General features: G+C 67.9%; 10 protein-coding genes. 6 read left to right on the plus strand and 4 right to left on the minus strand.

What is annotated here, in order from left to right; translation table 11 throughout:
• The first annotated feature begins 2 nt into the window (after positions 1-2).
• Positions 3-1,073 carry a non-hydrolyzing UDP-N-acetylglucosamine 2-epimerase gene (gene wecB / locus R3I40_RS02505; protein WP_239375122.1) on the plus strand — a complete coding sequence of 357 codons (1,071 nt, stop codon included), beginning with the start codon at positions 3-5 and terminating at the stop codon, positions 1,071-1,073.
• Positions 1,070-2,275: a glycosyltransferase family 4 protein gene (locus R3I40_RS02510; RefSeq protein ID WP_239375125.1), complete on the plus strand. Its 1,206-nt coding sequence runs from the start codon at positions 1,070-1,072 to the stop codon at positions 2,273-2,275. The genes wecB and R3I40_RS02510 overlap by 4 nt, the downstream gene beginning before the upstream one ends.
• 71 nt (positions 2,276-2,346) lie before the next feature.
• On the opposite strand, the gene R3I40_RS02515 is transcribed toward R3I40_RS02510, so the two are convergent.
• Genes R3I40_RS02515 through R3I40_RS02525 form a run of 3 tightly spaced genes read right to left on the minus strand, consistent with a single transcriptional unit; the run spans position 2,347 to position 6,122 of the window.
• Entirely contained in the window at positions 2,347-4,305 is a 1,959-nt protein-coding gene (locus R3I40_RS02515; protein ID WP_239375127.1) for a DUF6541 family protein, read from the minus strand.
• The gene (locus R3I40_RS02520) at positions 4,298-4,798 is read right to left on the minus strand and encodes a DUF2304 domain-containing protein (RefSeq protein ID WP_239375129.1); all 501 of its coding nucleotides are present in this window, start codon (positions 4,796-4,798) and stop codon (positions 4,298-4,300) included. The genes R3I40_RS02515 and R3I40_RS02520 overlap by 8 nt, the downstream gene beginning before the upstream one ends.
• Before the next feature lies 1 nt (position 4,799).
• Complete coding sequence (locus R3I40_RS02525; RefSeq protein WP_239375131.1) at positions 4,800-6,122, minus strand: nucleotide sugar dehydrogenase; 1,323 nt, start codon at positions 6,120-6,122, stop codon at positions 4,800-4,802.
• A gap of 186 nt (positions 6,123-6,308) precedes the next feature.
• Between R3I40_RS02525 and R3I40_RS02530 the strand changes: the two genes are divergently transcribed.
• Positions 6,309-7,037: a glycosyltransferase family 2 protein gene (locus R3I40_RS02530; protein WP_183373636.1), complete on the plus strand. Its 729-nt coding sequence runs from the start codon at positions 6,309-6,311 to the stop codon at positions 7,035-7,037.
• Positions 7,038-7,046: 9 nt separating this feature from the next.
• On the opposite strand, the gene R3I40_RS02535 is transcribed toward R3I40_RS02530, so the two are convergent.
• Positions 7,047-8,021: an LCP family protein gene (locus tag R3I40_RS02535; protein WP_239375133.1), complete on the minus strand. Its 975-nt coding sequence runs from the start codon at positions 8,019-8,021 to the stop codon at positions 7,047-7,049.
• Positions 8,022-8,578: 557 nt separating this feature from the next.
• Here R3I40_RS02535 and R3I40_RS02540 point away from each other — a divergent pair.
• From R3I40_RS02540 to glf, 3 genes are all read left to right on the plus strand, one after another.
• The gene (locus R3I40_RS02540) at positions 8,579-9,550 is read left to right on the plus strand and encodes a glycosyltransferase (protein ID WP_239375136.1); all 972 of its coding nucleotides are present in this window, start codon (positions 8,579-8,581) and stop codon (positions 9,548-9,550) included.
• Entirely contained in the window at positions 9,547-10,374 is an 828-nt protein-coding gene (locus tag R3I40_RS02545) for a glycosyltransferase (protein WP_239375139.1), read from the plus strand. Before R3I40_RS02540 ends, R3I40_RS02545 begins: the two co-directional genes overlap by 4 nt.
• 117 nt (positions 10,375-10,491) lie before the next feature.
• Positions 10,492-11,649, plus strand: a complete 1,158-nt coding sequence (gene glf, locus R3I40_RS02550; protein WP_183373638.1) for a UDP-galactopyranose mutase — start codon at positions 10,492-10,494, stop codon at positions 11,647-11,649.
• Positions 11,650-11,691: the final 42 nt, after the last annotated feature.

An 11,691-nucleotide genomic window follows, 5' to 3' on the forward strand; every position in this document is an offset into this window, starting at 1 on the left:
ACGTGAAGATCCTGTCAGTTGTGGGCGCACGCCCGCAGTTCGTGAAGCTCGCAGCGGTCGCGCAGGCCGCCTCCAAGTCCGCTGATGTGGAACACCTCATTGTGCATACCGGCCAGCACTATGACGAGGCGATGAGCGACGCGTTCTTCGACCTGCTGCACATTCCCGCGCCAGATGTGAACCTCCATGTGGGCTCCGGCAGCCACGGCCGCCAGACCGGCGCCATGCTCGCCGCCATGGACGCCGTGCTCGAAGAGCACCAGCCCGATTGGGTGCTCGTCTACGGCGACACCAACTCCACGCTCGCCGGCACCCTCTCCGCCGTGAAGATGCACATCCCCGTCGCCCACCTCGAGGCAGGTCTGCGGTCCTTCAACCGCCGCATGCCCGAGGAGCACAACCGTGTCATGACTGACCATGCCGCCGACCTCCTGCTCGCCCCCACTGAGGTGGCCCGCGAACACCTCACGTCGGAGGGGCTCGCAGAGCGCACAGTAGTGGTCGGCGATGTGATGACCGACGTCTGCCTCACCGTTGCTGATTCCGTGAAGGGCAACGAGCTGCGCCTGCCGAAGGTCATCGATCCGGCACAGCCGTTCGCTGTGGCCACCCTCCACCGAGCCGACACCACCGACGACCCGGACTACCTGCGCTCCGTCATCGCCGAGCTGCAGAAGCTTGACATCCCCGTTGCCCTGTTCGCCCACCCGCGTCTCAAGGCGAAGGCTGCCGACGCCGGCATCGAACTGCAGGGCGGATCCCTGCACGTGGAGGAGCCGCTCGCCTACCCGGATCTGATGAACGCATTGCAGCACGCCGCAGCGGTCATCACCGACTCCGGCGGCCTGCAGAAGGAGGCCTACCTCCTCGGCGCTCCCTGCACCACACTGCGCACCGAAACCGAATGGGTGGAAACCCTGCGCGATGACTGGAACGTTCTCGCGCCGAAGCCCGAGCAGATCCGCGATGCCGTCATGCGACCCCGCCCCACCGCGGAGCGCCCCGACTACTACGGGGACGGCCACGCTTCCGAACAGGTCATCGCAGCGCTGAAGGAGCACCGGGCACAGTGACGCCGAAGAACACGAACGCCCGCCCCGACGCGAGCACCCCCACGGTCCTCGTCGCGACCCGCGTGTTCACCCCCGAGCCCATCCCCGCAGCATTCCGGCAGGAAGCGCTGGCGGTCGCGCTCGAAGAGGTCGGAGCGGACGTCCGTGTCCTCACCACCCGCCCACCGGCGGGCACCCACGGGACGGTGCGCGCATCGCACGTCCGGCGCTTCCCCGTGAAGCGGGACTCCATGGGGCAGGTGCGCGGTTACGGCTCATACATGAGCTTCGACATCCCCCTGTTCTTCCGCATCCTCCTTGCCCGCCGGGTTGATGCGGTCGTGGCGGAACCGCCGCCCACCACCGGACTCGCGGTTCTTGCCGCCGCTGCGATCCGACGGGTTCCCGTCACCTTCTACGCTGCCGACGTGTGGTGTGACGCCGCAGAATCCGTCGGCGGCGTCCCCGCCGTGGTCCTGAAGGCCGTGCGCTGGATGGAGACCACCGTGTGGAAGAGGTCCGCCGCAGTCCTCACCATCTCACCGGGCGTGCAGAAGCGCCTCGAGGAACTGGTGGGGGAGCGCAGCACCTTCCACATGATCGGCAACGGGGTGGACACCTCGTCCTTCTCACCCGACGGGGACCTGCCGGATGACCGGCCGGACGGACCCTACTTCGTCTACGCCGGCACCGTGTCCGAATGGCAGGGCGCTGACGTGTTCATCGACGCGTTCGAGCAGCTGCGGACCACGCACCCCGAAGCGCGCCTGCTGTTCTTCTCCGAAGGAACCGGGCGAGACCAGCTCGAACAGACCGTGCACGAGCGCGGGATCGACGGCGTCGAATTCCACGGCCGCGCTCCGGCATCGGTCGTCGCCGGATACATCCGCGGCGCAGTGGCGGGCCTCAGCTCCATCACCCCGGGCCTCGGCTATGAGTTCGCCCTGCCCACGAAGATGTACGCCGCGACCGGCTGCGGAACCCCTGTGATCCACGCGGGTTCGGGCGCAGCCCACGACCGAGTGCAGGGCAACAGCCTCGGCTTCGCCGCGGAGTACACTGCGGAATCCGTTGCCAGCGCTATGCGCGCAGCGATTGACGGTCCCCGCCCGGACGCGGAGCATCTGCGCCAGTGGACCGAGGACAACGCCTCACTGATGGGATGCGCCCGAAAGGGTGCCGCTGCGGTGCTCGCCACGATCCGCCCCGCGCGCCGCAAGTGAGGGATAGCGACTGACCCGGACGGGGAGCGCGGCTCGTTTCTCCGGATCACTCGCCGTCCGGGCTGTCGGTCTCACCCGTCAGCGCTGCAGTCCACCTTGTACATCACGGAATGGTCCGTGGACATGATCACCTGACCGATCGCCGGATCGACTGCACCCAACGGCGTGAAGATCTCAGCGCGTCCATACGCCCACGCATCGCTGTACACGTATCCGATGCCGTGGCTCTTCAGCGTTTGACACGCTCGGGGGTCGTGCCCGGCGTTCTGGGCTGCGAGGACGAGATTCTTGTGCGATTTCTTGTAGGTTTGGCCGGCAACCGGGAACCGCACCTTCTGCCCGGTCATGGCATGGAGGTGTGACCCCCCGGAGAACGGGCTCGCGAGCAGCATGACCTCCGGGTCCATCTCTCCAGCGACCCGCTCCAGTTCAGCCAGCTCATGGGAGTCGAAGTAGCGGGGACGAGACAGATCATCCAGGTCCAGGTTCAGCGCGGCATAGTCAGCCCGGTCCTGGACGCTCACTCCCGCGAGCAACACAGCTGATGCAGCAACAACCGCTGTTACTGCGGGCAGCCGCTCCAACACCCGCTGCAGACGCGCCAGGCCCGCTGGCACCAGGGTGACTACCAGCGTCGTCAGAAACATGGAGATGCGGTCCTGGCCGCGGTACCAGAGCCCGGAGAGCTGCGGCTCCCAATCGATTGCAGCATCGATGTACAGCACCCCGGTGATCAGCACCATGACGAGGATGGGGAACGAGCCGCGCCGCAGCATCGCCCACAGTCCGATCCACGCGACGATCCACAGAGCCACGCCGATCGGCATCGGCCACACCGTCAACAGGCCGCTGACCAGTTCGCCCGCGCCCTGGGGGAGAGGCACCACGAGGCCGCCGACATAATCGCCGGGGTTGATGCCGAGGCGTCCGGAAACAACAGCGGCGTAGGGGAGGAGCCCGAGAGGTGGAGTCCAGGCCAGCGCCCACGTCCTCAGGTGACGGTCACGTCGGGTCAGAAGGTCCGTGCCCGCACCAGCACCCAGGATGAGCGCGGCATAGACAGCCACATTCGGGTGCGTGAATGCGACCCCGAAACCAGCGACACCGAGGGCACCGACGCGGACGATCACGGCGGGTGACAGCACCCCCGCCGATCGGCGGCGCAGAACCCGCCACGTCTCGATGGCGAACCCGAGCAGTGCCGGCAGCAGAGATGCTGCCACCAGGTTCGGGATGGGAGAGAGATGGATCCACTCATTGACGGGAGCGGCAGGGGCCAGCGCGGCAGCGACGGCGGCAGCGGTCGGAGCCCACCATCGCCGAATGAACAGGACACGCGCCAGGTAGGCCGAGCCGACCACGAAAGGAACGACGGCCAGGACGAGCACGGATGCGTTCAGCAGGATCGGCGTGGGGGTGAACGGCACTAGGGCAGCGAGCGCGTGATACCCGCCCGGATAGTACCGAGGAAGATCTGTCGCCAGAGAAAGACGACCGAGATGCAACGTGGAGCCGTCTCCGGTCAGGCGGACCTGCTGCACGGCCTGCAGGTGGTACAACGCATCCCAGCGCTGGAGGAACGCCCCCGGCTCACCCATCGCCACGAGGATCGGCATCACAGCGATGCCGACCGCCGGCGCGATGACAGCGAGCGACAGCCACGGGCGCGGGAACAGACGCGGCAGGACTGGTAGCTCCCTTGTCCGCGCGCGCACAGGCCCGTCGGCCGCTCCAGTCGCGGTCTCCGTGGAGGCGGCTGAGCCCCGGCGTGAGGCCAGCACCCGTCGGCCCACCAGCCCCAGAGCGGCCAGGAGCAGCACCGGAACCAGCAGAACCGGCAGGGACCACCGGATCCCCATCGGCGCCGCCGCCACCGCCGCGAGCGTGGACACCGCGACGGTGATCAACGGCGCGACCGCCCAGACGGTGGGGCCGCGCAGCCCCCAGCAGCGGAGAATGAGAACGCCTGGTCCGACAGCGAGGACCAGAGTCCACGCCGCGGACCAGGCGAACCGAGCCCAGTCAGCCATCAGTGCGCGACGCACCCTCCGCAGCACCGGTGGCGCCATCGGCCCTGCGCACGGTGCCCAATGCTGCGATCCGGTACTCATCCGGGTGCACCGTGTCCGCGATCGCGAGGCGCCGCGCCAAGTACGTTGTACGCTTCTCCGCGTTCTTCGTCCGCGCCTCCTGCAGCGCCAGGAAGCCCAACAGGACCACCACGGTCGCGTACAGCAGCAGGTCGGCGCCGCGTCCCACACCGACGAAGCGCGCAACCTGAGTGAGGATCGACGGGAAGATCACGGTGAACACCGCGAACAGGGCGAACAGGATGATCAGCAGGCGGCGCACCGCCAGCTGCTTGGCGCCGCGCTTCAGGAACAGCCACGCCGTGATCCCCAGAATGCCGGCGATCAGGATCATCTGAATGATGAACGCCCTGTTCGCGAACGCGGGGGCTCCCTGCACCGCCGCGACGGTTCCGGTCACAGCGGGATGGACGAGGAGGGCAGCGCCGGGCATGTCAGGCGTCCTTCGCGGAGGCGGTCGACTGCTCGCCGTCGCCGTGGACCAGGCGCGGGGTGCCCTGCCACTTCGCGGCGTCCGTGATGTTGCGGCCGTCCACGATCAGCTTCACACCCGGCACGGTCGCAGCCGAGTACTCCGCGTACTCCGGGTGGTTCGTCTGCACGATCACCAGGTCAGCGGCATCGCCCTCGTGCCACGGCGTCCAGCCGAAGCCCTCGAGCTCCTCATCGGTGTAGAACGGGTCGTGCACGGACACCTCGGCGCCGCGCTTGGTCAGCTCGTCCACGGTCGGGAACACACCCGAGAAGGCGGTCTCCTTCACCCCGGCGCGGTAGGACGCACCGAGCACCACGGCCTTCATGCCCTTCAGGGACCCCAGCAGCTTCTCAGCGCGCTCCACCAACTTCGCGGGGACGGAGGCGTTGAGGATGCGAGCGGAGCGCACGGTCTCGGCCGACGGGTCGCCGGAGAGGTACAGGCGCGGGTACACCGGGATGCAGTGCCCGCCCACGGCGATGCCCGGCTGGTGGATGTGGCTGTACGGCTGCGAGTTCGAGGCCTCGATCACCTTGAATGCGTCGATGCCGTTGTCCTGCGCGAACAGCGCGAACTCGTTCGCCAGACCGATGTTCACATCGCGGTAGGTGGTCTCGGCGAGCTTCGCGAGCTCCGACGCCTCCGGGGTGCCGAGGTCCCACACGCCGTTCGGGCGGGCCAGATCCGGGCGCTCATCGAACTGGAGGGCGGACTCGTAGAACTCGGTGGCGCGCTTCGTGCCCTCAGGGGAGAGGGCGCCGATCAGCTTCGGGTACTTGCGCAGGTCCTCGAACACGCGGCCGGTGAGGACTCGCTCCGGGGAGAACACGGCGAAGAAGTCCTTCGACTCCTTCAGGCCGGAGATCTTCTCGATTGCGGGCACGAAGCGGTTGCGCAGCGTGCCGACGGGCAGGGTGGTCTCGTAGGAGACGAGCGTGCCCGGGGTGATGTGCTCGGCAAGCGACGTGGTGGCCGCGTCCATCCAAGCGAAGTCCGGCTCCCAGGTCTCGTCGTTGACGAACAGCGGCACCACGATCACGATGGCGTCGGCGCCGGGAATGGCCTCCGAATAGTCCGTGGTGGCGCGCAGCCGACCAGCGGGGACGAGCTCCTCCAGCTTCTCCTGCAGGTGCGCTTCGCCGGGGAACGGCTCCTTGGCGTCGTTGACCATGTCAACGGTGCGCTGGTTGACGTCAACGCCGATGACCTCGTGGCCTGCGTCAGCGAATTGGACGGCGAGGGGAAGGCCGATCTTCCCCAGTGCAACAACGGCAGTCTTCACGTTCGGGTGTCCTCACATGGTCGATGCGAATCCGGCCACCAGGCCGAGTCCGCGTCCCGGTTAACAGTCCTCAACAGGGTATCCTCCTAGAGGTCGGGGACCATGGGAGCGCCATGCCGAATGCGGCGAAGCTCGCGCCCGCCGCCCGGCCCCGCCGTCACGACGCCGAACCACCGAAGGAGCGCGATGAGCCACGTCCCCGAGGAGCGCCGCGAGCCAACCACTTCAGCGCCCCTGCCCGACCCGGGAACGGACACCACCTGGTTCGTCATCCCCCTCTTCAACGAGGGCCCCGTGATCCATGACGTGATCACGCAGCTGCGCACCCGCTACCCCCTCGTGGTCTGCGTGGATGACGGCAGCGACGACGACTCCGCTGAGCAGGCCGAAGCCGCCGGCGCCGTCGTGGTCCGCCACCCCTACAACATGGGGCAGGGCGCCGCGCTGAAGACCGGCATCGACTACGCCCTGCAGGACGAGAACATGCGCCAGGTCGTCACCTTCGACGCCGACGGTCAGCATCAGGTGGATGACGCCGCCTCCATGATCCGCATGCTCCACGATGACGGCGTGGACGTGGTCCTCGGTTCCCGCTTCCTGGACACCCGCACCAAGCCGGGCCTGCTGAAGCGGATTGTGCTCAAGGGGGCGATCGTGTACGAGAACCTGACCACCGGGGTCAGCCTGACCGACGCCCACAACGGGCTGCGCGTGCTCGGCCGCACCGCCTGCGAGGTCATCACCATTGAGCAGAACCGCATGGCGCACGCCTCGGAGATCCCCTCGGAGATCCATCGGCACGGCCTCACCTACAAGGAGCATCCGGTGCACATCCTGTACACCGACTACTCCCGCGCCAAGGGTCAGTCGGTTCTGAACTCCATCAACATCGTCATCGACATGATCCTGCGCTGAGCGCGCCCATCACAGGGCGTTCTTCTTCGCCTTCTCCACATCGAGCGTGCCGTCCTTGATCTCGGAGAAGAACGTCTCGATCTCCTGATCATCGGTGGAGATCGCCACACCCGAATGCTTGGTCTGGAAAGCAGGGTTGTCGATCGGCATCGGCACCGCACTGCCGGAATTCGATGCGCTGCGCATCGCCATTCCCAGTCGCGTCACGTCCACCAGCCCGGTGTCGTCGTCGGTCAGCAGTGCTCGGCCGGACGCGCTCGCCAAGCGCACATGGGCGAACGGGTTCAGAAGCACGGCAGGGGAGGCGGCGCGCTTCATCATCGATGAGATGAACTGCTGCTGGCGCTCCTGGCGCCCCAGATCTGCGCGCGGATCGAAGTAGCGGGCGCGGACGAACGCGAGCGCCTGCTCACCGCCCACGTCGTGGCAGCCCTTCGTCATCTTCAGACCGGACTTCTCATCGTCCACGTCCTGGTCGATGCACAGGTTCACGTGGCCCACGGCGTCGACCATGTCGGTGACGCCGTCGAACCCGATCACCACGAAGTGGTCCACCGTCAGACCGGTGAACTGCTCGATCGTCTTCACCAGCAGCTTCGGGCCGCCCATCGCGTAGGCGGCGTTGATCTTGTACTTCCCCTTCCCGGGGATGTCCACGAGGGTGTCGCGGGGGATCGACACGAGATAGGTGTTCCCGTTGTCCGCCTTGTGCACCAGCATGAGGGTGTCAGTGCGCTGCGCGCCGCCGTCCTCCAGGTCCGCGCCGGCGACGAGATAGGTGGTGCCGGGCGTGTCCTCGGCGTCCGAGAGGGCGGCCGTGTGCTGAATGTGCGAGTTGGTCCACACCCCGAGCCCCACGCCCCATCCGAGCACCAGGACGATCAGCAGAATCGCCGCGGCGCGCAGGAGCCTCGCCCACCGCGGCAGACCCCGTCGGCCTCCCTCCCGACGCGCAGGCCGGGAGCCGCCCACCTGGCCGGGCATGCGTTGCGGGCGTCCCTTCGGCCGTAGCGCGCCGGGCTGTGCTGCAGCGGGATGAGAGCCGGCCGCGGCTGCGGCAGCGCCGCCCTGGCCGACGGGGGTCGCGCCTCGAGCAGGTGCGCCACCAGCAGGGGCGCCACCGCGGACGGGCGGCATCCGACGGGTCGGCGGCTCCTGGCGCGGCATCTGCTGCGTGGGCTGCTCACCCGTCGGAACAGGACGGGAACCGCGCGGCGGGCGCGGACGGGACGAGCGGGTGTGAGGATTCCCTCCGGCTGGGCCGATGGGGCGGGCAGAGCTGCCGGGTCGCGCATGCGACCTGCCGGACTGCTCGGGGGAATCCTGGTTCATGGGGTCTCCGAATCGAACTGCTCGGGGTCTGGTGCCCACTCAGAGTACACAGCAACGGTCCCACTTCGAGGCCCGTCGGCCCACCCTCCACAACCCCATCGCCGCGCGTGCGAACAATCTTCACCTCACCTCCCCTCGCGCCACCACGATTCGGCAGGCTCGCCCGATTACACTCGAGGCGAACCAGCCCGACGAAACGGAGATCATCCATGCCCGCCGACCTCGCGCCGATGCACGTGACCGCTGTCGTCGTCACGTACAACCGCCCCGATCTCCTGCGCGAGAGCCTCGACGCCCTGGCCGACCAGACCCGCCCCGCGGACCGCGTCATCATCATCGACAACGCCTCCACCGACGAATCCGGGCGCGTCGCCGACGAACACCACATCGGCGCTGACGTCCTCCACCTGAACCGCAACGTCGGCGGCGCCGGAGGCTTCACCGCCGGCATGGCCCACGCCCTCCGCAGCGGCGAGCACACCGACTTCCTGTGGATCATGGATGACGACACCGTCCCCCTTCCGGACGCCCTCGCCGAACTCCTCGCCGCTGATCACCGACTCCAGCAGCGCGGCATCAGCGCCGCCGTGCTCTCCTCCCGTGCCGTCTGGACCGACGGGCGCGACCACCCCATGAACTCCTCACGGACCCGCCTCGGGGTCCCCCAGAGCGAGGTGGAGCGCTTCGCCGAGATCGGAGTGCGCCCGATCCGCACCGCCAGCTTCGTCTCCGCCCTCATCCGTGCCGGCGAGGTCCGCACCCACGGCCTGCCGAAGGCCGACTACTTCATCTGGAGCGACGACTTCGAATTCACCGGCCGCCTTCTGCGCAGCGGTCAGGGCTTCGCCGTGCCCGGCAGCGTGGTCGAGCACCGCACCGTCGCGTTCTCCAACGCCGCCGCCAACCCGGGCAGCCGCATGCGCTACGACGTCCGCAACCGCCTGTGGACCCTCCTGCGCACCGACTCCTTCACCCGGAAGGAGCAGGTCCTCTACGGCGGGAAGTCCGCGCTCGGCTGGGGGAGGACCCTGCTGCGCACCCGCGGCGACCTTCTGCCGATCGCGTGGCGCGGCCTGCGCGAGGGCCTGCGCGAGATGCCCCGCATGAACGCCGTGGTCCTCGGAGCCGACCCGGAGCGAGCCGAGGAGATCCGAGCCGTGGAGAAGGCGGCCCGCCGGTGACGCAGCATCCCCGCGAGCCGTTCACCCTTCTGATGGCGGTGTGGGGCAACGACGAGCCCTCCGCCGTCCGCGCCGCCCTGCACAGCGCCACCAGCGCGCAGACCCTTCCGCCGGACCATGTCGTCCTCTCCTGCGACGGTGACCTGCCCCCGGCGCTCGCCGCCATCGCCGACGGTGTGGAGCGCGGCGAGTACGGCCCCGCAACCGTGCTGCGCCGCAGCGACCACCGCGGCCTCGCCGAAACCCTCCAGGAAGGCCTGCTGGCGTGCCCCACCTCGCTGGTGGCCCGCGCCGACGCCGACGACCTCAACCACGCCGACCGCTTCGAGAAGCAGATCCCGGCGCTGCTGCGCCGCAACCTCGACATCCTCGGCGCCGGCATGCGCGAACTCGGCTCGGGCCGAACCCGCAACCGTCCCACCTCGCAGGAGGAGATCGAGCGGTACCTCAAGGACCACTCGCCGTTTCAGCATCCCACCGTGGTGTTCCGCAAGGAGGCCGTGCTCGCCGCAGGTGGCTATCAGAGCCTCCCGTTCATGGAGGACTACGACCTCTGGTACCGGATGCTGCGAGCCGGTGCACGTGCAGGCAACCTCGCCGAAGCGCTCGTGGACTACCGCGTGGGCCCGGAGCTGTACGACCGACGCGGCGGCCTCGAACTGTTCCGCAGCGACATCCGGATGCAGCGCCGCATGGTGGCCGACGGGGTCACCTCCTGGCCCCGCGCGCTGCGCAACCTCTGCATCCGCGGCGCCTACCGAACGGTGCCCGGCCCTCTCCGGCGGCTCATGTACCGCCTGCTCGTCGAGAAGATCGGTGTGTGACTTCCCACCCGCACGGGGTGAACAGGTATTGGGAGGGTCTCCACCGGCCCGCCCGAAGGGCTCCTCAGATGCCGAATCGGTACAGTGGAGCCACGTTGACTTCAGAAAGGCAGACGCATGTCGAACCCTGACCTCGTGATCGTCGGCTCCGGCCTCTTCGGACTGACCATCGCCGACCGCGCGGCTCGTGAGCACGGCGCCCGCGTGACCATCATCGAGAGCCGCGACCACATCGGCGGCAATGCGTACTCCGAGGTCGATGACCGCACCGGCATCGAGGTCCACAAGTACGGTGCGCACCTGTTCCACACCTCCAATGAGCGGGTGTGGAAGTACGTCAACGACTTCACTTCGTTCACCGACTACGTGCACAAGGTGTACACCACTCATCAGGGCGTGGTGTACCCGATGCCGATCAACCTCGGCACCATCAACCAGTTCTTCTCCGCCGCCTACAGCCCCAGCGAAGCGCGCGAGCTCATCGCCGAGCAGGCCGGCGAATTCGCGGGCAAGGACCCGGAGAACCTCAACGACAAGGGCATCTCCCTGATCGGCCGCCCCCTCTACGAGGCGTTCATCAAGCACTACACCGGCAAGCAGTGGCAGACCGATCCCAAGGACCTGCCCGCCTCGATCATCTCCCGCCTCCCGGTGCGCTACACCTACGACAACCGCTACTTCAACGACACCTACGAGGGCCTGCCCACGAAGGGCTACACCGCGTGGCTCGAGAACATGGCGGACCACCCCAACATCGAGGTGAAGCTGTCCACGGACTACTTCGACGAATCGCAGGAGCTCAACAAGAAGAACCTGCGCGGCAATGTTCCGGTCGTCTACACCGGCCCGGTGGACCGCTACTTCGACTACGAGCTCGGCGACCTCAAGTGGCGCACTATCGACCTGGAGACCGAGCACCTCGATGTGGGCGACTTCCAGGGCACGTCCGTGATGAACTACGCCGACGAGTCCGTACCCTTCACCCGCATCATCGAGCCGCGCCACTTCCACCCCGAACGCGACTACGCCACCGACCGCACCCTCATCCAGCGTGAGTTCTCCCGTTTCGCGGAGCGCGACGACGAGCCGTACTACCCCATCAACTCCAGCGCCGACCGCGAGACCCTGCTGCAGTACCGCGAGAAGGCGGCCGCCGAGCCCTCCACCCTCTTCGGCGGTCGCCTCGGCACCTACCAGTACCTCGACATGCACATGGCGATCGGCGCGGCCCTGTCCATGGCGGACAACAAGCTGCCGGACCTGCTGCGGTCCTGAGCGCACCCCGCCCGGCCGAGACGCATCCGCACCACCATCCAG

The sequence above is a fragment of the Helcobacillus massiliensis genome, assembly GCF_033106145.1.
GTDB classification, from domain to species: domain Bacteria; phylum Actinomycetota; class Actinomycetes; order Actinomycetales; family Dermabacteraceae; genus Helcobacillus; species Helcobacillus massiliensis.

Coding starts and splice junctions, on each gene's coding strand:
- R3I40_RS02530 (WP_183373636.1), top strand. CDS start 6,309: ATGAGCCACGTCCCCGAGGAGCGCCGCGAGCCAACCACTTCAGCGCCC.
- glf (WP_183373638.1), top strand. CDS start 10,492: ATGTCGAACCCTGACCTCGTGATCGTCGGCTCCGGCCTCTTCGGACTG.
- R3I40_RS02515 (WP_239375127.1), bottom strand. CDS start 4,305: ATGGCTGACTGGGCTCGGTTCGCCTGGTCCGCGGCGTGGACTCTGGTC.
- R3I40_RS02520 (WP_239375129.1), bottom strand. CDS start 4,798: ATGCCCGGCGCTGCCCTCCTCGTCCATCCCGCTGTGACCGGAACCGTC.
- R3I40_RS02535 (WP_239375133.1), bottom strand. CDS start 8,021: ATGCCCGGCCAGGTGGGCGGCTCCCGGCCTGCGCGTCGGGAGGGAGGC.
- R3I40_RS02540 (WP_239375136.1), top strand. CDS start 8,579: ATGCCCGCCGACCTCGCGCCGATGCACGTGACCGCTGTCGTCGTCACG.